This is a genomic window from Streptomyces sp. MBT53 (genome assembly GCF_016654115.1).
In the GTDB taxonomy this organism is placed as follows: domain Bacteria; phylum Actinomycetota; class Actinomycetes; order Streptomycetales; family Streptomycetaceae; genus Streptomyces.
Window position 1 is genome coordinate 126323 of the sequence record NZ_JAEQAZ010000002.1, and the last position, 21610, is coordinate 147932.

The window sequence follows — 21610 nt, forward strand, 5'->3', positions numbered from 1 at the left end:
CGCCCACACAGGCCTACGCCACCTCGTGGGGCTCCGGCGCGGTGCTCTTCGCGTCGGCCACGGGGGCGGCCTTGTCCCGTCGGCGCCCGGTCAGGCGGGTGGCCAGCGGCTCGGTGTAGCGGGCGCTGAGCGGGCCGACGATCACCAGGATCAGCACGTACGCCGTCGCCAGCGGGCCCAGCGAGGGTTCGATGCCGGCGGTGACGGCGAGCCCCGCGATGACGATGGAGAACTCGCCGCGGGCGACCAGGGTGCCGCCCGCCCGCCAGCGGCCCTTGGCGGAGATGCCCGCGCGCCGGGCCGCCCAGTACCCCGTGGCGATCTTCGTGCCCGCGGTGACGACCGCCAGGGCGAGCGCGGGCAGCAGGACGGGCGGGATGCTCGCCGGGTCGGTGTGCAGGCCGAAGAAGACGAAGAACACGGCGGCGAACAGGTCCCGCAGCGGGGAGAGCAGGCTGTGCGCGCCCTCCGCGGCCTCTCCGGACAGGGCGATGCCGACGAGGAACGCGCCGACGGCGGCGGAGACTTGGAGCTGCTGGGCGAGTCCGGCGACCAGGAGGGTCAGGCCCAGGACGACCAGGAGCAGTTTCTCGGGGTCGTCGCTGGAGACGAAGCGGGATATGTGGCGGCCGTAGCGGACCGCGACGAGCAGGACCAGGGCGGCGGCGCCGAGGGCGACGACGAGTGTGAGGCTGCCCGAGGCGAGGCCCGTGCCGGCGAGGAGTGCGGTGATGATCGGGAGGTAGACGGCCATCGAGAGGTCTTCGAGGACGAGGATGCTCAGGATGACGGGGGTCTCGCGGTTGCCGAGGCGACCCAGGTCGCCGAGGACCTTGGCGATGACGCCGGAGGAGGAGATCCAGGTGACCCCGGCCAGCACCACCGCGGCGACCGGTCCCCAGCCGAGCAGCAGGGCCATGGCGGCGCCGGGGAGCGCGTTCAGGGCGGCGTCGACGAGACCCGCGCTGTACTGGGTCTTGAGGTTGGAGACGAGATCGCTGGCCGTGTACTCCAGACCGAGCATCAACAGCAGCAGGATGACACCGATCTCGGCGCCGATGGCGACGAACTCCTCGCTGGTGCCCAGCGGCAGCAGCCCGCCCTCGCCGAACGCGAGCCCGGCCAGGAGGTAGAGCGGTATCGGGGAGAACTGGAAGCGTGCGGCGAACCGGCCCAGCAGGCCCAGGGCCAGGATGATCGCGCCGAACTCGATCAGGAACCTCGCGGAGGAGTGCATCGCGCTCACTCCCGCCCGAGTATCGCGGCGGCCGACTCGACGCCCTCGCGGGTGCCGATCACGATCAGGGTGTCCCCGCCGGCCAGCCGGAACTCCGGTGTCGGGGAGGGGACGGCCTCGGCCCGGCGCAGCACGGCCACGATCGAGACGCCGGTCTCGGTGCGCATCCTGGTCTCGCCGAGGACCCGCCCGTTCCAGTAGGAGAGCGCCGACAGCTGGATGCGCTCGGCGACCAGGCCCAGTTCGGTGGTGGACAGCAGGTTCGGGCTGTGGTGCTCGGGCAGCAGGGCGTCGACGAGCGCGGCCGTCTCCGCCGTGGTCAGCCGTACGGACAGGGCGCAGGCGTCCGGGTCGTCGGACCGGTACGCGTTCAGGGTCCGCTCGCCGTCCCGGTGCGCGACCACCGACACAACGCGCTGCTCACGTGTCGTCAGGTCGTAGCGGACGCCGATCCCCGGCAACGGTGTACTGCTCACGCGTGGAGTGCCCATGACGTGTCCCCCTGTTCCTCGAAGATCTTCGTGAACCTTACATGTTCTTGACGCTTCTTTAACAGTCCTTGACTTTTCCGCCGCCGCAGAACAGTCGTGGAACAGGCGATTTCGTCCTCGCCGCAACCAATCCGGGGTCCCGGCAGGAACGGATTACGCCCGGACATGTCCCGACCGCGGAGGCCCTCGGTGAAAGAAGCAGTACGTATCGGAAGAAGCGAGCCGACGGGTCCCGACCTGGCGGAGTTGGTGGGCCGGGTCGCGCTCGGCGACGAGGACGCGTTCGCCGGTGTCTACGACGTCGTGGCGGGGCCGGTGCTGGGCGTCGTACGGGCCGTGCTGCGCGATCAGGCGCAGTCGGAGGAGGTGACGCAGGAGGTGCTGGTGGAGGTGTGGCGGACCGCTCCCCGTTACCGGTCCGATCGCGGTACGGCGATCAACTGGATCCTCACGCTGGCCCACCGGCGTGCCATCGACCGGGTGCGTTCGGCGGACGCCGCCGCGGCCCGCGATCACAAGGCCGCGCTGCTGGACCGGCTGCCCGAGTACGACGAGGTGGCCGAGCACGTCGAGGCCCGGCTCGAACGGGAGCAGGTGCGGCGCTGTGTGCGCACGCTGACCGAGCTGCAGCGCCAGGCCGTGACCCTGGCGTACTACCGCGGGCTGACCTACCGCGAGGTGGCGGAGGCGCTGGCGCTTCCGCTGGGGACCGTGAAGACCCGACTGCGCGACGGACTCATCCGGCTGCGCGACTGCCTGGGGGTGACCGCGTGACGACCATCGATCCGCACCGGCTGACCGGCGCCTACGCCCTGCACGCCCTGTCCGACGAGGAGAACGCGGCCTTCGAACGTCATCTGCCGGGCTGCGAGGCCTGCGCCCAGGAGGCCGCCGAACTCTCCGCCACCGCCGCCCGGTTGGCGCTCGCCGTCACCACGACGCCCGCTCCGGAACTGCGCGAACGGGTACTGCGCCGGATCACCACCGTCCGCCAGGACACACCCGGCAGGACGTCGGTCCGGGCGCTGCCCGCAAGGGCCCGCCTGCGTGCCCGCACACGGTCCCGCTGGGCGCTCGCCGTCTGCCTCGCGGCGGCCACCGCGCTCGGCGGGACGGCCCTCTGGCAGCACCAGGAGGCCGACAACGCCCGTGCCCAGGCGCGGAGTTCGCGCCAGACGACGGACGGGATCGCCGCAGTGCTGGCCGCGCCGGACGCCAGAACCCGGGCCGCCGCCCTGGCCGGCGGCGCCACCGGGACCGTCGTCGTCTCGCGGGAACGGGACCGGGCCGTGTTCGTCGTCTCGGGGATGGCCCGGCCGCCCGGCGGCAAGGTCTACCAGCTGTGGTTCGACGACGCCGGGACCATGCGGTCGGCCGGCCTGATGGACCCCGGCCGCGCCGACCAGGCCGTCCTGCTGCGCGGCGCGGTCGACGGCGCCTCGGGCATGGGCGTCACCGTCGAACCGGACGGCGGCTCGACGGAGCCCACCTCCGCCCCGGTCGCCCTGCTGAGTTTCCCGGCCCTGGACTAGTACGGCCGGTCACGGGCAGAAGGGGATCCGGGTGAGAGGTGGATGGGCATGAGCACATCGTTCGTTGGGATGATCGCGGGCATGGCCCTGGCGTTCGCCGGCTGGTTCGGCGGGTTCGGCGCCTTCCTGCTGGTCGCCGCGCTGGGCGCGCTGGGCTGGGCGGCGGGCCGTTGGGTCGAGGGCGGCGGCAGCGTCCGGGACGTACGGAACGCGTTCGAGCGAAACCGCCGATGAGCGCCGCCCCACAGCGCGGGCGGCTGCGCTTCGGCTCTGCCCGGCGCCTCGCCCTGCCCGCCCCCGCCGACTGCGCGGTGCGCCCCCAGCCGCCGGCCGCGGCGTTGGCGGCGGGGCCGTACGTGGGCCGGGCCCGCCGGGTCGTCGGGTTCCGGCCGCCCGCCGGCTGGTGGCCCGCGCTGCGGCGGACGCCGGTCGCGCTGTGGAACGACGACATCACGGACTACGCGGCGGCGCTGACGTACTACGCGATCCTGGCCGTGCTGCCCGCGATGCTGGCGACGGTCCTGGGGTTCGGGATGATCAGCCCGGACACGGCGGAGGAGTTCATCAGCCATGTCGCCGCCTACGCCCCGGCCGACTCGGGCGCCGACCTGCACACCGTCCTGTCCCACGCGCTGAAGGCGGACGGCACGGCCTGGCCGCTGCTCGTGACCGGTGCGGGCAGCGCGCTGTGGTCGGCGTCCAGCTATCTCGCCGTGTTCCGCCGCGCCCTGCACCGGATGCACGGCACGGAGGACCGGCGTTCGACCTGGCGCAAGGCGCCCCGGATCGTGCTCACCGCGCTGGTGCTGCTCGGTCTGCTCCTGGTCGGCTCACTCACCCTGCTGCTGACCGGACCGCTCGCGGAGGTCGTCGGCCGGATGTTCGGCATGGGCAGCACCGCGGCCGTGGCGTGGAACCTGCTGCGCTGGCCGGTGCTGCTGTGCCTGGTGGTCCTGCTGGTCGTGGTCGTCTTCCACACCGGCCCGGCCTCGGCGCGCCGACGCGGGCACACCCTGCCCGGCGGCGCCCTGGCCGCCGCGCTGTGGCTGGCCGTCTCGGCGGGCTTCTCGTCGTACGCCTCGACACTCGGCGCCTACAGCAGGCTCTACGGCTCGCTCTCCGGCATCGTCGTCTTCCTCGTCTGGCTGTGGCTGTCGAACCTGGCGCTGCTCACGGGGGCGCAGTTCGCCGCCGAACTGGCCGGGCCGGTCGCTCGGCCGTCCGGTCACAGCACGGGGAAGCCGGCCGTCCCGTAGGACTCCTCGGGCAGTGGATCCGGTGTGCCGGTGGGGTCGAGGAGGTGGGCGACGAGGGCCGCTGCGGTGTCGTGCCAGAGGCGGTGGCGGCGGAGCATGGCGTGGTCGCCGCCACCGATGAGGGCCATTCCGGCACGGGTCGCCGTGGCCCGCGCCCTGCGCACGCAGTCCGCCGACTCGGTGGGTGAGGTGACGCGGTCCTGGTCGCCGTGCAGGCAGAGGATGTGTCGGCCGGCCGTCTGTTCCACCGGTTCGCCGGGCGGCCACCACGGTGCGAGCGCGACCACACCGCTCACCTGTGGGTGACCGGCGGCGTGCAGGGCGGCCCGGCCGCCCATCGAGTGGCCGAGCAGCACGGTCGGTACGGGGCCCGCCAGTTCGGCGAGTTCGTCCAGCGCGCGGTGGGTGTCCCGCACGGGGTCGGCACGCTCGCCGTTCCAGCCGCGCACGCGGTAGCGGGCCCGGGCGACGAGGATGTCCTCGCCGGACACCGCCCGTGCGAACGGTGCCATCCGCAGCGCGGCGAGCTGCCAGGGCCTGGCGGGACGCCGGCTCGTCTCCTGGCCGCCGTGCAGGACGAGGACAGCCGCCCGTGGCCGGACCGGACGGTGCCGGATCAGCAGCGCGGGCGGCGGAAGTTCGGTCTCGTCCCGCTGCACCACGGTGTGCCCCCTGTCCCACGTTCCTGCCTCTGCGTCCCGCGTCGCGCGGGTCACGGACATGATCCTCTCCCGGCCGGCCTCCGGGGCGGGCGGGGGAAGAAGCCGCTCGTACGGGCCGTGTACTCGGCGTACCCGGGCCGGTCGGCCATGTGCCGCTCCAGGAGCCGCTTCCCGCTGCCCCGGATCAGCAGCGCGCTCATCACCAGCGGCGAGACGAGGGACACGGTCGCCGCTGCCGGGGAGTCGCAGACGAGCAGGAACAGGCCCCACCACACGCAGAAGTCCCCGAAGTAGTTGGGGTGCCGGGTCCATGCCCACAGTCCACGGTCCATGATCCGTCCCCGGTTGGCGGGATCGGCCCGGAACCGGGCCAACTGGGCGTCCCCCACCGCCTCGAAGCCGACCCCGACCGCCCACAGCGCCGTACCGGCCGCCAGGACGGGGGCCGACGGCGGGCCGGGCACGTACTGCGCGGCCTGCACGGGCAGCGACACCAGCCAGACGAGCGCGCCCTGCAGCAGGTAGACGACGCGGAACGCGTACGCGTTCCGGCCGCCCGGCGCTCTGTCGAGCAGCGCCTCGTAGCGCGGGTCCTCGCCGTGGCCCCGGCCCCGGCGGGCGATGTGCGCGGCGAGCCGCAGCCCCCAGACCGCCGTCAGTACGGTCACCAGCAGTCGTCGTACGACATCGCCGTGCCCGGCGGAGGCCGCGAGGGTCACGACGGCCACCGCCGTGAAGGCGATCCCCCAGGCCACGTCCACGATCCGGTGGACGCCCGTGCGGACCGCGACCACGAAGGTGACGAGCATGACCGCGAGGGCAGCGGCGGCGGTCCACGCGAGGTTGAGCGCGAAGGCGCTCCAGGGGAACCCGCTCATGGCCGGGCCCTTCCGGCGAGGTTCTCCTTGGTGAACAGGTACTGGTGCACGTCGAGGTAGCCGGACCTGAACCCGGCCTCGGAGTAGGCCAGATAGAAGGTCCAGAGGCGGCGGAAGACGGCGTCGAATCCGAGCGCCTCGACCTCGTCGGCGCGCTCGGTGAACCGCTCGCGCCACAGCCGCAGTGTCTCGGCGTAGTGGGCACCGAAGGCGTCACGGCGGGCGAGTCGCAGCGAGGTGTGGTCGCGGGCGGTCTCCTCGATCGCGCGGGTGGACGGGATCAGGCCGCCGGGGAAGACGTACTTGTGGATCCAGGTGAAGGTGTCCCGGCTGGCGAGCATCCGGTCGTGCGGCATGGTGATGGCCTGGAGCGCCAACCGGCCGCCCGGAGCCAGCAGTTGGTCCAGCCCGCGGAAGTACACCGGCCAGAACTCGGCGCCGACCGCCTCGATCATCTCCACGCTGACGACCGCGTCGTACGTCCCCCGGGCCTCGCGGTAGTCGCACAGTTCGACGGAGACGCGGTCTTCGAGTCCCGCCGCGCGCACCCGCTCCAGCGCCAACTCCCGTTGCTCCGCGGAGAGGGTGAGCGAGGTGACCCGGGCGCCTCGGGCACCGGCGCGCAGGGCGAGTTCGCCCCAGCCGGTGCCGATCTCCAGCAGCCGGGTGCCCTCGCCGACGTCGGCCAGGTCGAGCAGTCGGTCGATCTTGCGGTGCTGGGCGGCGGCGAGCAGGTCCCGGTGCGCCGGGAAGCCCCGGAAGACCGCGGAGGAGTAGCTGAGTGTGTCGTCGAGGAAGAGGGCGAACAGGTCGTTGGAGAGGTCGTAGTGGCGGCTGATGTTGGCGCGCGAGCCGTCGGGGGTGTTGCGCTCGGCGTGCGGATGGCGTGGCGCCCACAGGGCGCGCAGCCGTTGCAGCGGGGCCGGGATCAGCTCGGCCGCGTGCCCGGCGAGCACGGTGAGCGCGGCCACCAGGTCGGGGGCGTCCCACTCTCCGGCCATGTACGACTCGCCGAACCCGACCAGGCCACCGGTCCCGATGCGGGCGTGGAAGGCGGCGGGGTCCCGCACCTCGATCAGCGGTCCGCCCAGCCCGATGTCCCCGGAACCGGCGAACCGGGCCCGCAACGGCAGCCGCCCGAGGGCCCGTTGGACGAGGGCGGCGGTGACGGCGGTACGGGGGCGGGAGGCGGACGGTACGGCGACGATGTCCGGCCAGGGGGTGGGGTCGCTGTGGGTGGCCTGCCGGTCGGTGCCGTCGCGGGGTTCTGCTGTCCTCATGTGGCTTTCTCCGGGGTGCGGTGGTCGGGGCGGGGCTGGACGGGCAGTCCCCGCAGGTAGAGGCGGATGCCGTGGGCGCGGATCGCGGCCGACACGGCGAGGGTGGACCAGGGGTGGCGCAGCGCCAGCCGCAGCAGGGCCGTGGTGCTCACGGGGCGCCGGGTGCCGCGGACGGTCGCGGTGAAGGCACGGCCGCCCTCGCGGTCCAGGTGCACGGCCAGGTCGAGACGGGCCCCGGGCTGCGGCACCCGCATGCGGTAGCCGCCGTCGACGGGGAAGAACGGGGAGACGTAGAACGTCTTGTCTGCGCGGGCGGTGCCGGAGGCGTCCGGGTGCAGCAGGTAGCAGTGCCGTCCGCCGTAGGTGTTGTGAACTTCCGCCACCACACAGCGTGGTTGGCCGTCCGAGCCGTGACACCAGTACAGGGTCAGCGGGTTGAAGACGTACCCGAGCACCCGCGCGTGGGTGAGCATCAGCACCCGGCCGCCGTCCAGGTGCACACCGTGCGCCGCGAGGAAGTCGTCGAGGCCGGCCCGGATCGAGGGCCGGTCGCCGGTGAAGTGGTCGCGCGGGTCGAAGCGGGCCAACGGGCGCAGCAGGTAAGGCAGTCGGGGCGGGTGGTCGGGGTCGACGAGCCACATGTACGTGCGGTGGCGCAGCGTGTACCGCCGGGGTGTGGTCCGCACATGGCCGATCGTGCAGGCGTAGAGGGCGGGTTCGGTGTTCACCAGCGCACCCCCAGTGCCGCGGCGGCCTCGACGCCCGACCGGCAGCCGTCCTCGTGGAATCCCCAGCCGTGGTAGGCGCCCGCGAACACGCAGACGTCACGGGCCAGTTCGGGCAGGCGCTGCTGCGCGGCCACCGACTCGGGCGTGTAGACGGGGTGTTCGTAGACCATGCGGGCAAGGACCCGGCCGGGATCGACGCGGTCCTCGCCGCCCAGGGTGACCACGAAGGTCTCGGCGGCGTCGAGGCGTTGCAGCCGGTTCATGTCGTAACTCACCTGCACCTGGCCGGAGTCGGCCGTGCAGGACGGCATCAGGTAGTTCCAGGAGGCGCGGGCGCCGGACGCGCGGGGCAGCAGCCGGGTGTCGGTGTGCAGGAGCGTGGTGTTGCGGGAGTAGCGGAACGCGCCGAGCACTTCGCGCTCGCGCGCGGTCGGGTCGGCGAGCAGTCGGAGCGCCTGGTCCGGGTGCACGGCGACGACCACGGCGTCGTACGACTCGGTGGTGCCGTCCTCGGCGGTGATGTCGGCGCCGTCCGCGTGGCGGCGCACGGCGCGGACGGGGGTGCCGGTGCGGATCTCGCCGGTCCCGCCGAGGTGCTTGGCGATCCGGTCGACGTAGGCGCGGGAGCCGCCGGTGACCGTCCGCCACACCGGCGAGTCGCGCACCGACAGCATCCCGTGGTGCTCCAGGAACCTGAACAGGTAGGCCGCCGGGTAGCGTTGGGCGGTGACGGCGTCGCAGGACCACACGGCCGACACCACCGGTGTCATGAAGTGGCTCCGGAAATAGGCGGAGTAGCCCTCGCGGTCCATGAACTCGCCCAGGGTGAGCCCCTGTTCACCGCCCTCGGCGAGCAGTCGCCGGGCGGCGCGGTGGAAGGCGGGCACCTCGGCAAGCAGCCGCAGATAGGGGCCGCGCACGAGGTTGCGGGGCCGCGCGAACAGTCCGGTCGGGCCGCGCGCACCGGCGTACTCCAGACCGCAGCCCTCGCACCGCACCGACATGCTCATCTCCGACTCCTGTGTGGCGACGCCGAGTTCGTCGAAGAGCCGCAGCAGCCGCGGGTAGGTGCGCCGGTTGTGCACGATGAACCCGGAGTCGACGCGGTGCACCCGCCCGTCGTACGGGGAGGTCAGCTCGTGGGTGTGCGCGTGCCCGCCGAGCCGGTCGTCGGCCTCGTAGAGGGTGACGTGACCGGCGCCGCCCAGGATGTACGCGGCGGTCAGTCCCGCCACCCCGGAGCCCACCACGGCCGTCCGCCGCCCCGAAGTCCCAGCCGTCCGCTCCATCGCCTGCCTCCCGTCGCGCCCCCTCGGGATCGGGGGTCCGCGCGTAATCCGGAACAGGTCGGGCGGCGGATTGGCCGGAATCACCGACGGGCGTGCCGGGCGGGGCATCAGGTGCCGGACCCGCCCCGCGCGGCAGCCGGTCAGGATTGGAGAAGCCTCCGCCCGCTCCCCCGGCCTAGCCTGAATTCACCGGCGAAATCCGCCGGAGCACGCTTCACGGAGGAGCTCGCCATGACCGACGGTCTGAACACGATCATCTACCCCGTCAAGGACCTGGACCGCGCGAAGGCCCTGTTCGGCGCCCTGCTGGGGGTCGAGCCGTACGCGGACGAGCCGTACTACGTCGGCTACAAGGCCGCGGGCCAGGACGTCGGTCTCGACCCGAACGGGCACTCCCGGGGCATGACCGGACCGGTGCCGTACTGGACCGTGGACGACATCCGGACGCGGGTGGCGGCGCTGGTCGAGGCGGGGGCCGAGCTGGTCCAGGACGTCCAGGACGTCGGCGGCGGCAAGCTGATCGCCTTCGTGAAGGACGCGGACGGGAACTTCGTCGGGCTGACCCAGAATCCGGCCGCCTGACCCCGTCGCCGTACCGGCCCGGCGACCCGTACGCGCTACTTGCACGCGCACTAGTTGCAGACTCAACGATTGGCCGGATCGGTGTTACCGTGCAGGTATGGCAGTGAAGTCGGCCGGTGCCCGGCAGCTAGAGGACCAGTGGCGGGACATCCTGTCCGTGCACGCGCGCACGATGTGCGAGATCGACCGCGTGCTGCACCCGCACGGGCTGGGCGCGAGCGACTTCGAGGTGCTGGACATGCTCGCGTCCGAGGCGCCCCGGGACGGCGACCAGTGCCGGGTGCAGAACCTGGTCGGTCGGGTCCATCTCAGCCAGAGCGCGCTCTCCCGCCTCATCGGCCGGCTGGAGAAGGACGGTCTCGTGGAACGCTCCGTGTGCGTCGAGGACCGGCGCGGGGTGTGGGTCGCGCTGACCCGCAAGGGCCGCGATCTGCACACGCGGGTGCTGCCGCTCCAACGGGACGTCCTGGCACGGATGTTGGACGACACGCAGGATTAGGCGCCACCCGCCTCACACCACGAACTCGGCTCCGTCCATGAGGACTTCGACCCCCGCTCCGTTCACCTGCGCCCGCGCCGTCGAGCCGGGGTCGAGCAGCGGGTTCGTGTTGCCGAGGTGGGTGTAGATCCGGCGGACCCCGGGGTGACGGGCGAGGGCGGTGAGGCTGCCGTCGGGGCCGGTGACGGGCAGTTGTGCGGTGCCCGCCTCGTCGGCCTCGAAGAAGGTGCCGTCCAGCACCGCGCAGTCCGCCGTCTCCAGCAGGTCGTCGAGGGCGGCCGTCCAGGCGGCGAGGCGCGGTGCGTAGACGAACGCCCCGCCGGTCGCCAGATCCTCGACGCGGTACGCGACCGCCCAGCGATCGTCCGGACGGCGGGCCGGCGGCACGTACTCGGGTGGCCTCTCGCCCACCGCATGGGCCGTGACGACCAGCCCTCCGGCGAGCACGAACCCGTCCTCGGCAAGGCTGTCGGCCCACTCCCAGGGGGCGTAGCGGTCCAGGACGGTCCGGGCCGGGGTGAGCGCGGCGAGGACGGGCCGCGGGGCGTACACCTTGAGGCCCGTCGCCCCGCGCAGCGCGGTCAGACCCGCCACGTGATGGGGCTCGGCGTCGGTGAGGAGCACGCCGCGCACGGGGGTGTCGCGCGGGCCAGGGCCGGGCCAGAGCGCGGAGGTGGCGGCGAGCTGGGTGCGGACGTCGGGTGAGGCGTTGAGCAACCACCAGTCGCGCGCGTTGCCGGTGACGGCCACGCAGTCCTGGGTGCGCGGGGGCAGTTTCCCGTCGCGGGCGGCGGCGCACAGCGCGCAGGCGCAGTTCCACTGCGGGAAACCGCCACCGGCGGCGGTACCGAGCAGGACGACCCTCACGACGATCGCGCCCCCTTGCAGCATCGGAATCGGCATCGACGCCGACTCACGGAATCTCCCCGGGGGATCTTTCCTCCGAAACGGGCCGGACTATCCCACCGCGGGGGACAGTTCCGGCCGATCTCCGTCCGCGGCTCCCGGCCGGCTCAGCGCAGCAGATCCCGTACGGCGGCGAAGGCCGCGTCGACCGTCGCCGGGTCGGTGCCCGGGCGGGCCAGCGCGCTCATGGGGATCGGGGTGACCGAGGGCAGTCCGTCGTACGGGGTCAGGCCGTCCGGGGCGGTGCCGACGGCGGCGAGCAGGGCGACGCCCTGTCCGGTGCGGGCGATGTCGAGAACACCCGCGAGATAGCCGGCGTCGCCGACGACCGCGGCGGGTACGCCGTGCGCGGCGAGGGTCGAGATGGCGCGGCGGCGGATCGCGCACGGGTCCTCGATGGCGACCAGCGGGACCGGTGCGGGCGCGGCCGGTGGCCGCCAGCCGGGTGTGGCGTGCCAGGTCAGCGGGAGGCCGCCGACCGGTGTGCCCTCGGTGGCGGCGGCCTCGGTGACGTACACGGCGACGTCGACGCTGCCGCGTTCCACGGCCTCGACGAGGCGGGCCGAGCGGTCGATGCGGAAGCGGACCCGGCAGCCGGGCCGCACCTCCTGGACGGCCGCGGTCAGCCGTGGCAGAAACTGGTCGGCCGCGTGTTCGGTGGAGCCGATGGTGATGGTGTCGCCGTCCACGTCGAGCAGGGTGCGTACGGCCTCGTCGTGCACGGCGAGGATCCGCCGGGCCTGTTCGAGGAGCAGTCGCCCCTCGGGCGTGAACCGGGTGCCGCGTCCCTCCCGCTCGACGATCGGCAGCCCGAGCGTCTTCTCCAGCCTGCGCACATGCTGGCTGACCGCGGACTGGCTCAGGGCGAGGGCCCGGGCCGCGCGATGGAAGCCGCCGCAGTCGGCTATCGCGGTCAGGCTGCGCAGGGCCACGATGTCGAGGACAGGTTGGGGCATGCCGGTGACGGTATCCGTTCCGGTCATCGATCGCGATAACTGATCGATTTCGATGCGGAATCATCGTTGGACGCGATCGGTCGGGGCCGGTCATGATGAGCGCATGCTGCACACGACCGCTTTCGCTGCCTTTCTGACGCAGCGCCGAGTCATCGACTTCGGCGTGGCGTGCAGCGCGCGCTGTCGTTGACCAACCGCCTCTCCGCGGCACCCTTCCCGAGTTCTCGCTGATCACGTCCGCCCTGCGCACTGACACGTGACGGCAGCTCCGGCCTGCTCGCTTCCGCCCCCCTCGCCGGATTCCCCTCCCCTTTCCCCTCGTTGGGAGTTGTCACCCCATGCCCTCTCACTCCGTCTCGTCCTGGGACGAACCCGAAGGCCTCGCCGCGCGCGGCACGTTGATCGTGCTGGCCGGGCGGGGCGAACACGGCGGTGTCTACGAACGGTTCGGCCGCCGGCTCGGCTACGACGCCTACCGCGTCCGTGCCCTCGGCGACCCGGCCGCCGATCCCGCCGTACTGGAGCAAGCCGCCAAACTGCTCGCCGACGAGTCGCTGCCGGGCCCGAAGGTGCTGGTCGGCTCCGACACCGGCGCGCGCTACGCCCTCCAGCTCGCCGCCGAGCAGACCGCGGGCATCGACGCGCTGATCCTGGCCGGGCTGCCCACCGGCGCCTGGACTTCGGGGAGTTGGGAGGAGGAGGCATCGGCGCGCACCGCCTGCCCCACCCATCAGGGGCGCCTCACCAACGACTCCGAGTTCCGCCGGGGCGCCATCGACGACACCCCTGAACTGCCTGAGCCGCGCCTGGATCTGGTGCGGGTCCCGGTGCTGGCCCTGCACGGCAAGACCGACACGATCAGCCCGCTCGACCGGGCACTGAACATCTACGACGGTCATTCGAACGTGCACACCGTGACCTTCGTGGACGGCCGGCACGACGTCCTCAACGACGCCCTGCACCGGACCGTCGCCGCCACGGTCGTCCTCTTCCTCGAACGGCTCCGCCTCTCCCCCGAACTCCCCGCGATCGCCGAGGAGTTGACATGAGCCGCCGCGTGACCACCACAGTCCCCGAACTGGCCGAACTCCTCCGCTCCGAGCAGCCGCCGGTGCTCCTCGACGTCCGCTGGGCCCTCGGCGATCCCTACGGCCGCGACCACTACGCCGACGGACACATCCCCGGCGCGGTCTATGTCGACCTGGACACCGAACTGGCCGCACCGGCAAGCCCGGAGGGCGGCCGGCATCCGCTGCCCGACCTCGCGGAACTCCAGGAATCGGCGCGCCGCTGGGGCATCGGGAGCGGGCGACCCGTCGTGGTCTACGACGACCTGGGCAACACGGCGGCGGCCCGCGCCTGGTGGCTGCTGCGCTACGCCGATGTCGGCGAAGTGACGCTGCTGGACGGGGCGTTGGGCGCCTGGCGCACGGCGGGGCTGCCGCTGGAGTCCGGGATCCCAGCCGATCCGGAACCGGGTGACGTCGTACTCCGGGCGGGTGCGCTGCCGATCACCGATGCCGATGGTGCCGCCGAACTCGCCGTGTCCGGGTTGCTGTTGGACGCCCGCGCCGGAGAGCGGTACCGGGGCGAGGTCGAGCCGGTGGACCCGCGCGCGGGGCACATCCCGGGGGCGGTGTCCGCGCCGACCGGCGAGAACCTGACGGCGGACGGGACGTTCCGCTCGCCCGAGGAACTGCGCAAGCGGTTCGAGGAGCGGGGTGCCGGGGCCGCGTCACGCATCGGCGTGTACTGCGGGTCCGGGGTCACCGCCGCCCATCAGATCGCGGCACTGGAGATCGCCGGGTTCGAGGCGACGCTCTTCCCCGGTTCCTGGTCCGCCTGGTCCGCCGACCCCGCCCGCCCGGCGGCGACGGGAGGCAAGCCATGACGACGAAACCCCTGGACGCGGCGCTGCTCCCGCAGCAGACGGAACGCGCTCCCGAGCAGTCCGCCCGCGTCACCATCCGGGGCACGGCGAAGACCGCCCGCCGCTTCACCGTCCCGCGCTCCGTGCGGCGGGCCGCCGGACCGGTCGGGCTCGTGCTGCTCTGGTTCATCACCTCCGCCACCGGAGTGCTGCCCGAATCCGTGCTGGCCTCCCCCGTCGACGTCATCCGACAGGCCGTGGACCTGACGAAGGACGGCGAACTCCCGCGCGCCATCGCCGCGTCGGGCCGCCGAGCCGCCATCGGATTCCTCATCGGCGCGAGCGTCGCGCTCGTCCTGTCACTGGTGGCCGGGCTGTTCCGGCTCGGCGAGGACGTCATCGACTCCTCGATGGGCATGTTCCGGGCGATCCCCTGGGTGGGTCTGATCCCGCTGTTCATCGTCTGGTTCGGCATCGAGGAGACCCCGAAGATCGCCCTGGTCGCGCTCGGTGTGACCTACCCGCTGTACTTCAACATCTACGGCGGCATCCGCTCCACCGACGCCCAACTCGTCGAGGCCGCCCGGATGATGGGCCTCGGCCGGCTCGGTCTGATCAAGTACGTCATCCTGCCGAGCGCGCTGCCCGGGGCACTCGTGGGCCTGCGGTACGCGCTGTCCACCGCCTGGCTGGCGCTGGTCTTCGCCGAGCAGATCAACGCGGACGCGGGGCTCGGCTATCTGATGAGCAACGCCCAGCAGTACTTCCGCACGGACGTCATCGTGCTGTGCCTCGTCGTGTACGCGCTGCTCGGGCTGGCCTGCGACTTCGCCGTACGGATCCTGTCGCGCCGCCTGCTGACCTGGCGGGCCAACTTCGAGGGCGAGGCGTAGCCATGGCCAACTCCGTTGAGATACGGGGCCTTTCGCGGGCCTTCGACGGCAACACCGTGCTGCACGAGCTGGATCTGGACATCCGTGAGGGCGAGTTCGTGGCCCTGCTCGGGCACAGCGGCTGCGGCAAGTCGACGCTGCTGCGGATCCTCGCGGGGCTCGACGAAGAGATCGGCGGCGAGGTGACCGTGCCCGCGCGGCGCAGCGCGGCCTTCCAATCGCCGCGCCTACTCCCCTGGTTGAAGGTGTGGCGCAATGTCGTGCTCGGGCTGCCGGGCCGCCCGGACCGGGCGCTCGCGCTCAAGGCGCTCGACGAGGTCGGCATCGCGGAGCGCGCGACCGTCTGGCCGAAGACGCTGTCCGGCGGTCAGGCACAGCGGGTCTCGCTGGCCCGCGCCCTGGTCCGTGAGCCCGAACTGCTGCTTCTGGACGAGCCGTTCGGCGCCCTGGACGCGCTGACCCGGGGCAAGGTGCAGGCGCTCGTCGCCGAGCTGTGGCGGCTGCACGGGTGCGCGATCCTCCTGGTCACCCATGACGTGGAGGAGGCGCTGCTGCTCGCCGACCGCGTGCTGGTGATGGACGAGGGGCGTATCGCCCACGAGTTGACCGTCGACCTGCCCCGCCCCCGTGATCTGACCGCCCCCGAGTTCGTGACCCTGCGCGCCCGCCTCCTGAACTGGCTCGGCGTGACCCGCACCCTGGAAGGAACCCCCTCGTGATCCGCAGAATCGCCGCCGCCTCCCTGAGCCTGACCGCCCTGCTGGCGCTGAGCGCCTGCGGCGGCAACTCCTCGGCGGACACCGCCTCCGGTGGACAGGTCACCCTCACCATCGGCGACCAGGCCAAGACCCTCCAGACGATCATCGCCGCCTCCGACGCGCTCAAGGGCGCCAAGTACAAGGTGAAGTGGGCCGAGTTCCAGGGCGCGGCCCCGCTCTACCAGGCCGTGCAGGCGGACGCCGCCGACACCGGGTTCTCCGCCGACCTGCCCGCGCTCCAGGCGCTCAGCGGCGGAGTGAAGATCAAGAACATCGCCGCTCTCAAGAACGACGGCACGCACGTCGGGATCGTCGTCCGCAAGGACTCCGGCATCGACAGCGTGAAGGACCTCAAGGGCCAGAAGGTCGTGGTGTCCTCGGCGAAGGGCAGCGTCTCGGAGTATCTGCTGGCCAACGTCCTCAAGCAGAACGGGCTCAGCTACAAGGACGTCAAGGTGCAGTACCTGCTGCCTACCGACGCGCAGGCCGCGTTCGCCTCCGGGAAGATCAAGATCTGGGCGACCTTCGGCGTCTACCAGGCCGTCGGCCTGGAACAGGGCGGCAGGCTGCTCGTCGACGGCGGGGACGGCCGCGTCAGCGGCATCGGCTTCGTCAACGCCTCCGAGAAGGCCCTCGCCAACTCGGCGAAGAAGTCCGCCCTGAGCGACTTCCTCAACCGCCTGAGCACGGCGCTGAAGTGGACCAGCACCCACCAGGACGCGTACGCCAAGGCCATCGAGCAGCGCAACGGCGCCGACGCCTCGGTGGCGAAGGCCCTCGCCTCGGCCGCCTACAGCCAGGTGCTGCCGATCACCTCGGACGTCAACGCCACCGTCCAGCAGGTCGCCGACCTCATGAACAGCATCGGCGTCCTCGACCCGAACGTGGACGTGGCCAAGTCCACCGACGCCTCCCTGATCAAGTGACCTTCACGTCTTAGGAGTTCGCTCATGCCTGTCGAGTTCATCAGCGCCGTCCACACCGACTCCGGGGCCTCGGGTCCCGCCGCGTCGAGCCGTACCGGTCTCGACGTCGACCACCTCCGCAAGTACGCCCGCGCGCTGGACGACGGCGGTTTCGACCACACCCTGGTCGCCTACCACTCGGCCTCGCCGGACGCGTTCCAGATCGCCCAGTTCGTCGCCACCCACACCGAGCGGATCGGCCCGATCCTCGCCCACCGGCCCGGCGTGATCTTCCCGACGCACGCGGCCCGCGCCCTGGCCACGCTGGACCAGATCAGCAACGGCCGGCTCACCCTGCACATCATCTCCGGGGGCAGCGACGAGGAGCAGCGCCGGGAGGGCGACTACCTCAACAAGGAGGAACGGTACGAGCGTTCGGACGAGTACATCCAGATCCTGCGGAAGGTGTGGCAGGCGGAGGGACCCGTCTCGCACGAGGGCAAGTACTTCAGGTTCGAGGGTTACTACTCCGACGCGAAGCCGGTGACCGGCCTGGTCCCGATCTCCGTCGGCGGCTCCTCGCAGGACGCGTACCGGGTGGGCGGCCGGCAGGGCGACATCTTCGGGCTGTGGGGCGAGCCGCTGAAGGAGACGGCCGAGCAGATCGCCGCCGTCAACGCGGTCGCGGACGCCGCCGGGCGCCCGCATCCCCGTATCTGGGTGTCGTTCCGGCCGATCATCGCGCCCACCGAGGAACTGGCCTGGGAGAAGGCCCACCGCACCCTCGGTGTCCTCAAGGACCAGGCGAAGAACACCGAGTTGCTCCGCCACTACCGCACCACCGGCCGCCCGGCGAACGTCGGATCGCAGCGCCTCCTCGACATCGCCGAGCGCGGCGAGGTCCAGGACCGCTGCCTGTGGACCGCGCCCGCCGTCGCCACCAACGCGGCCGGCGCCTCAACCGCCCTTGTGGGCACGCCCGAAACGGTCGCCCAGGCGCTCCTCGACTACGTCGACATCGGCTGCGACCTGCTCTCGATCCGCGGCTACGACCCGCTCAACGACGCGATCGACTACGCCCGTCACGTCCTGCCCCTGGTCCGCCAGGAACTCGCCCACCGGGCGACCACCTCGCACGCCGCCTGACCCGTCCCTCACCTGCTGATTGCGAACACCCCTATGGAGACTCCGTGTTGTTCCCCCGCGCCCTGCGCACGTCCACCGCCGCCCTCGCCCTCCTCCTGCCCTTCGCCGCGGCCTGCGGAGGCAGCGCGACGGCAGACTCCGCCTCCTCCGACGTCTCCTCCGTGACCCTGCGGGTCGGTGACACCGGCTGGAAGGTCGACGAGGCCGTCCTCAAGTACGCCCACCTCGACGACACCCCGTACAAGGTGAAGTGGAACCTCTTCCCGGGCGGCGACAAGCAGCTCCAGGCCGTCCGCGCCGGAGCACTGGACCTCGCCTCCTCCAGCGAGATCCCGCCCATCTTCTCGGCCGCCGACGGCAAGCCCAACTTCAAGGTCGTCGCCGTCCAGCGCGGCACCACCCTCAACCAGGAAGTCGTCGTCCCCAAGGGCTCGAAGGTGACGGACATCGCCGGTCTGAAGGGCAAGAAGGTCGGCTACGTCCAGAACACCACCGCCCACTACTTCCTCTACGAACTGCTGAAGCAGGCCGGCCTCACGTGGTCGGACATCGACGCCAAGCCGCTGCTGCCCAACGACGGCCTCGCGGCCCTGAACGGCGGCTCCATCGACGCTTTCGCCTCCTACGGCACGTCGATCATCACGGCCCACCAGCAGGGCGCCCGCACGGTCGGCTCCGGCGCGGACATCCTGTCCGGCAACTTCCTCTGGTCGGCGCGCGACAGCGTCCTGAAGAGCCCGGCCCAGAAGGCCGCCGCGGCCGATCTGATCGCCCGGATCACCAAGGCGTACGCCTACGTCCGCGACGGCCATGTGGACGGCTTCGCGAAGGTCACCGCCGACGCCACCCACCAGCCGGTGGCGCAGGCGAAGTCGGACCTGGTCGCCGCGCAGAAGCAGCGCCCGACCCAGGCCAGGACGGTCGGCGACGACACGATCGCCTCGCAGCAGAAGGTGGCCGACGCCTTCACCGAACTCGGCGCGCTGAAGGAGCACTTGGACGTGAAGTCCTTCTGGACCACCGCACTGAACTCCGACCTGAAGAAGGCCCTGTGACCGCCCGCATCGCCGAACTGGCCGCAGGCTACGACCAGTCGGGCGCCTTCCCCGCCGAGTCCCTCCGCACCGCCCACGAGGCCGGACTCCTCACCGCGACCATCGGGAAGCAGTACGGCGGCCAGGGCGCCCGGGTCGAGGAGAGCGCGCGCATCCTGCACCGGATCGGGCAGGGCGACCCGTCCGTCGCCCTGATCGCGGCGATGACCCTGAACACACACGCCCGGCAGGCCGTACAGCCGCACTGGCCCGAGGAGTTGTACGCGCGGCTCGTCAAGGAGTCCTTCGAACGGCCGGTGCTCGTCAACCACGCTCGCGTGGAACCCGAGTTGGGCTCCCCCGCACGCGGCGGACTCCCCTCCACCCTCGCCCGGCGCACGCCGGACGGCTGGTCGCTGAGCGGCACCAAGCGCTTCGTGACCGGGGCGGAGGGCCTGGACTGGTTCCTGGTGTGGGCCACCACCGACGAACCGGAGCCGCGCGTCGGCACCTTCCTGGTCCCGGGCGGCTCCCCCGGTATCGAAGTCACGGGTCGCTGGGACCAGTTGGGGCTGCGGGCCAGCGGCAGCCACGACGTGACGTTCCGGGACGTGGAGATCCCCTACGAGCACGTCATCGGCATCGGCCCGTACGGCGCGGCGGCCGAACAGGACAACCGGGCGGGCGCGGCCCTCCATCTCCCCCTCGCGGCGCTGTACTTGGGGGTCGCTCGGGCCGCGCAGTCCTTCTTCCACACGTTCGCCCACGAGCGCGTCCCCGCCAACCTCGGTCATCCGGTGGCCCGTACGGAGCGGTTCCGCAGGGCCGCCGGGGAGATCGAGGTGCTGCTGACCGCCGCCGAGGAGCTGGTGTTCGGCGGGGCGGCGCGCGTCGACGCAGGCGATACCTCATACGCCCCTGAACAGGCCCTGGGGGCAAGGGTGTTGGCAGACCGGCACGGTGTGCGTGCGGTGGAGCTGGCGGTACGACTGCTCGGGAATCCCGGTCTCGCGCGCGGCAATCCGCTGGAGCGGCACTTCCGGGACATCCAGTGCGCGCCCGTGCACGCGCCCCAGGAGGACATCTCCCTGCTCGCGATCGGAACGAAGGCGCTGAATCCGTGAAGGCACGCACAGTGAGGGTACGGAACCCGTGACCACAGCTCCCCCGACCACTCCCACCGCCGCCGCCCGGCTCCTCGGTCTGCTCGCCCGGGATCTGCCGCCCGACCAACTGGCCACGGATCCACGGACGTTGGCCGCGCACGCCACGGACCGTTCGGGCACCCGTCCGGACGGTGTCCCGCTGGCCGTGGTGCACGCCCGGCGTACCGAGGATGTGACCGTCACGCTCCGGCACGCGAACGCGCTGCGGGTGCCGGTGGTGCCGCGCGGCGCGGGCACCGGCCTGTCGGGCGGAGCGTCGGCCGGTGAGGGCGTGCTCGTACTCGACCTGTCCGGGATGAACCGCATCCTGGAACTCTCGGTCGACGACCAGCTGGCCGTGGTCGAACCGGGCGTGATCACCGCCGAGTTGGACCGGGCGGCGGCCGAGCACGGGCTGCGGTACGCGCCCGATCCGGCGAGTGCGGCGATCTCGACGATCGGCGGGAACATCGCGACCAACGCGGGCGGGCTGCGGTGCGCGAAGTACGGGGTGACGCGGGACAGCGTGCTCGGTCTGGAGGCCGTCCTCGCCGACGGGACGGTGGTCACGACCGGCCGCCGTACCGTCAAAGGGGTCACCGGTTATGACCTCACCGCGCTGCTGACCGGTTCGGAGGGCACGCTCGCCGTCATCACCTCGGCGACTCTGCGGCTGCGGCCGGTGCCGGTGGCGACGGCCACGATCGCCGCCTACTTCGACTCGTTCGAGGCGGCGGCCGAGGCGTCGTACGCGATCGGGCGGGCCGGGGTCGTACCGGCGCTCGCGGAGCTGCTCGACGGGCCGGTGCTGCACGCCGTGGACCCGGCGCTGGGCGCGCGGGGTGCGGCGCTGCTGCTGGTGCAGTGTGACGGGGCGGGGGCGGGCGCCGAGGCGGAGCAGGTCGCGCGGGTGCTCGCGGCGACGGCCACGACCGTGGAGACGACGGCGGATCCGGTGGAGGCGGAGGCGCTGCTCGCCGCCCGCCGGCTCGCCCTGCCTGCGCTGGAGCGGCTGGGCCGGCCGCTGATCGAGGACATCGCGGTGCCGCGCTCCCGGCTCGCGGAGGCGGTCCGCGAGATCCGCGCGATCTCGGCCCGCCATGCCGTGCCGGTCTACACGCTCGCGCACGCGGCGGACGGCAATCTGCATCCGATCATCGTGGTCGATCCCGCTCTGGACCGGCTGCCGGACGCGGCCTGGGAGGCGGCCGGCGAGATCTTCGCCCTGGCGCTGCGGCTCGGCGGGACACTGACCGGCGAGCACGGCGTGGGCGTACTCAAGCGGCAGTGGGTGGCGGACGAACTCGGGCCCACCGCCCACGCGTTGCAGCGGCGGCTCAAGGACGCCTTCGATCCGCACGGGATCCTCAATCCCGGCAAGACGCTGTGAACAGCGGTGGAGCGGATACCCCGAAAGGGTGACGCCGGGTCAACCGGGGGTCGTGCGGAGGCACGTGCGATCGGCATGTGCCTCGACCGCCGTCCGGGATCATCACTCGTCGTGACCGAAGACGGGTAGCTGTACGCACGGAACGTGACGGGACGCAGGCATTCCGTCATCCG

At 72.3% G+C, this 21610-nt stretch carries 24 protein-coding genes; 15 read left to right on the forward strand and 9 right to left on the reverse strand.

The window, feature by feature from the left end; all coding sequences use genetic code 11:
• Window positions 1-13: 13 nt before the first annotated feature.
• Complete coding sequence (locus JHN45_RS01665; RefSeq protein WP_200716549.1) at window positions 14-1237, reverse strand: cation:proton antiporter; 1224 nt, start codon at window positions 1235-1237, stop codon at window positions 14-16.
• 5 nt (window positions 1238-1242) lie between these two features.
• Window positions 1243-1728 (reverse strand): cation:proton antiporter regulatory subunit, encoded by a 486-nt coding sequence (locus JHN45_RS01670; RefSeq protein ID WP_200716550.1) that lies wholly within the window; start codon window positions 1726-1728, stop codon window positions 1243-1245.
• A gap of 189 nt (window positions 1729-1917) precedes the next feature.
• On the opposite strand from JHN45_RS01670, the gene sigK reads away from it, so the two are divergent.
• The 4 genes from sigK to JHN45_RS01690 all read left to right on the forward strand — a co-directional run bounded on the left by sigK (window position 1918) and on the right by JHN45_RS01690 (window position 4516).
• Entirely contained in the window at window positions 1918-2502 is a 585-nt protein-coding gene (sigK, locus tag JHN45_RS01675) for an ECF RNA polymerase sigma factor SigK (RefSeq protein ID WP_201047688.1), read from the forward strand.
• Window positions 2499-3260, forward strand: coding sequence for an anti-sigma factor domain-containing protein (locus JHN45_RS01680; RefSeq protein WP_201047689.1), 762 nt, complete (start codon window positions 2499-2501; stop codon window positions 3258-3260). Before sigK ends, JHN45_RS01680 begins: the two co-directional genes overlap by 4 nt.
• Before the next feature lie 48 nt (window positions 3261-3308).
• Window positions 3309-3494 carry a hypothetical protein gene (locus tag JHN45_RS01685; RefSeq protein WP_201047716.1) on the forward strand — a complete coding sequence of 62 codons (186 nt, stop codon included), beginning with the start codon at window positions 3309-3311 and terminating at the stop codon, window positions 3492-3494.
• A 104-nt stretch (window positions 3495-3598) separates the two neighbouring features.
• On the forward strand, window positions 3599-4516 hold the full coding sequence (locus JHN45_RS01690; protein ID WP_200717601.1) for a YihY/virulence factor BrkB family protein: 918 nt from the start codon (window positions 3599-3601) through the stop codon (window positions 4514-4516).
• Here JHN45_RS01690 and JHN45_RS01695 read toward each other — a convergent pair.
• Genes JHN45_RS01695 through JHN45_RS01715 form a run of 5 tightly spaced genes read right to left on the reverse strand, consistent with a single transcriptional unit; the run spans window position 4486 to window position 9353 of the window.
• Window positions 4486-5238 carry an alpha/beta hydrolase gene (locus JHN45_RS01695; protein ID WP_236583066.1) on the reverse strand — a complete coding sequence of 251 codons (753 nt, stop codon included), beginning with the start codon at window positions 5236-5238 and terminating at the stop codon, window positions 4486-4488. The two genes, JHN45_RS01690 and JHN45_RS01695, sit on opposite strands and share 31 nt — an antisense overlap.
• Window positions 5229-6056 carry a DUF1295 domain-containing protein gene (locus JHN45_RS01700; RefSeq protein ID WP_201047690.1) on the reverse strand — a complete coding sequence of 276 codons (828 nt, stop codon included), beginning with the start codon at window positions 6054-6056 and terminating at the stop codon, window positions 5229-5231. The genes JHN45_RS01695 and JHN45_RS01700 overlap by 10 nt, the downstream gene beginning before the upstream one ends.
• Complete coding sequence (locus tag JHN45_RS01705; RefSeq protein WP_201047691.1) at window positions 6053-7336, reverse strand: cyclopropane-fatty-acyl-phospholipid synthase family protein; 1284 nt, start codon at window positions 7334-7336, stop codon at window positions 6053-6055. Before JHN45_RS01705 ends, JHN45_RS01700 begins: the two co-directional genes overlap by 4 nt.
• Window positions 7333-8064, reverse strand: a complete 732-nt coding sequence (locus tag JHN45_RS01710) for a DUF1365 domain-containing protein (RefSeq protein WP_201047692.1) — start codon at window positions 8062-8064, stop codon at window positions 7333-7335. The genes JHN45_RS01705 and JHN45_RS01710 overlap by 4 nt, the downstream gene beginning before the upstream one ends.
• Complete coding sequence (locus tag JHN45_RS01715) at window positions 8061-9353, reverse strand: NAD(P)/FAD-dependent oxidoreductase (protein ID WP_201047693.1); 1293 nt, start codon at window positions 9351-9353, stop codon at window positions 8061-8063. The genes JHN45_RS01710 and JHN45_RS01715 overlap by 4 nt, the downstream gene beginning before the upstream one ends.
• Window positions 9354-9584: 231 nt before the next feature.
• Here JHN45_RS01715 and JHN45_RS01720 point away from each other — a divergent pair, with 231 nt between their 5' ends.
• Together JHN45_RS01720 and JHN45_RS01725 are read left to right on the forward strand one after the other, a co-directional pair.
• Window positions 9585-9935 carry a VOC family protein gene (locus JHN45_RS01720; protein WP_019075909.1) on the forward strand — a complete coding sequence of 117 codons (351 nt, stop codon included), beginning with the start codon at window positions 9585-9587 and terminating at the stop codon, window positions 9933-9935.
• 97 nt (window positions 9936-10032) lie between these two features.
• Window positions 10033-10434 (forward strand): MarR family winged helix-turn-helix transcriptional regulator, encoded by a 402-nt coding sequence (locus JHN45_RS01725; protein WP_201047694.1) that lies wholly within the window; start codon window positions 10033-10035, stop codon window positions 10432-10434.
• A 12-nt stretch (window positions 10435-10446) separates the two neighbouring features.
• On the opposite strand, the gene pqqB is transcribed toward JHN45_RS01725, so the two are convergent.
• Window positions 10447-11337 carry a pyrroloquinoline quinone biosynthesis protein PqqB gene (gene pqqB, locus JHN45_RS01730; RefSeq protein WP_236583067.1) on the reverse strand — a complete coding sequence of 297 codons (891 nt, stop codon included), beginning with the start codon at window positions 11335-11337 and terminating at the stop codon, window positions 10447-10449.
• A gap of 110 nt (window positions 11338-11447) precedes the next feature.
• Complete coding sequence (locus JHN45_RS01735) at window positions 11448-12296, reverse strand: LysR family transcriptional regulator (RefSeq protein ID WP_200713807.1); 849 nt, start codon at window positions 12294-12296, stop codon at window positions 11448-11450.
• Between the two features lie 338 nt (window positions 12297-12634).
• Between JHN45_RS01735 and JHN45_RS01740 the strand changes: the two genes are divergently transcribed.
• From JHN45_RS01740 to JHN45_RS01780, 9 genes are read left to right on the forward strand one after another with little or no spacing between them, the layout of a single operon-like run.
• Window positions 12635-13345 carry an alpha/beta hydrolase gene (locus JHN45_RS01740; protein WP_201047695.1) on the forward strand — a complete coding sequence of 237 codons (711 nt, stop codon included), beginning with the start codon at window positions 12635-12637 and terminating at the stop codon, window positions 13343-13345.
• On the forward strand, window positions 13342-14187 hold the full coding sequence (locus JHN45_RS01745; protein ID WP_201047696.1) for a sulfurtransferase: 846 nt from the start codon (window positions 13342-13344) through the stop codon (window positions 14185-14187). The genes JHN45_RS01740 and JHN45_RS01745 overlap by 4 nt, the downstream gene beginning before the upstream one ends.
• Complete coding sequence (locus JHN45_RS01750; RefSeq protein WP_201047697.1) at window positions 14184-15059, forward strand: ABC transporter permease; 876 nt, start codon at window positions 14184-14186, stop codon at window positions 15057-15059. The genes JHN45_RS01745 and JHN45_RS01750 overlap by 4 nt, the downstream gene beginning before the upstream one ends.
• A gap of 2 nt (window positions 15060-15061) precedes the next feature.
• The gene (locus tag JHN45_RS01755) at window positions 15062-15778 is read left to right on the forward strand and encodes an ABC transporter ATP-binding protein (RefSeq protein WP_201047698.1); all 717 of its coding nucleotides are present in this window, start codon (window positions 15062-15064) and stop codon (window positions 15776-15778) included.
• On the forward strand, window positions 15775-16743 hold the full coding sequence (locus tag JHN45_RS01760; RefSeq protein ID WP_201047699.1) for an ABC transporter substrate-binding protein: 969 nt from the start codon (window positions 15775-15777) through the stop codon (window positions 16741-16743). Before JHN45_RS01755 ends, JHN45_RS01760 begins: the two co-directional genes overlap by 4 nt.
• 24 nt (window positions 16744-16767) lie before the next feature.
• Window positions 16768-17868 carry an LLM class flavin-dependent oxidoreductase gene (locus JHN45_RS01765; RefSeq protein ID WP_201047700.1) on the forward strand — a complete coding sequence of 367 codons (1101 nt, stop codon included), beginning with the start codon at window positions 16768-16770 and terminating at the stop codon, window positions 17866-17868.
• 44 nt (window positions 17869-17912) lie between these two features.
• Window positions 17913-18923, forward strand: coding sequence for an ABC transporter substrate-binding protein (locus JHN45_RS01770; protein ID WP_201047701.1), 1011 nt, complete (start codon window positions 17913-17915; stop codon window positions 18921-18923).
• On the forward strand, window positions 18920-20026 hold the full coding sequence (locus tag JHN45_RS01775) for an acyl-CoA dehydrogenase family protein (RefSeq protein WP_201047702.1): 1107 nt from the start codon (window positions 18920-18922) through the stop codon (window positions 20024-20026). The genes JHN45_RS01770 and JHN45_RS01775 overlap by 4 nt, the downstream gene beginning before the upstream one ends.
• A gap of 28 nt (window positions 20027-20054) precedes the next feature.
• Complete coding sequence (locus JHN45_RS01780) at window positions 20055-21437, forward strand: FAD-binding oxidoreductase (protein WP_200713798.1); 1383 nt, start codon at window positions 20055-20057, stop codon at window positions 21435-21437.
• Window positions 21438-21610 lie beyond the last annotated feature (173 nt).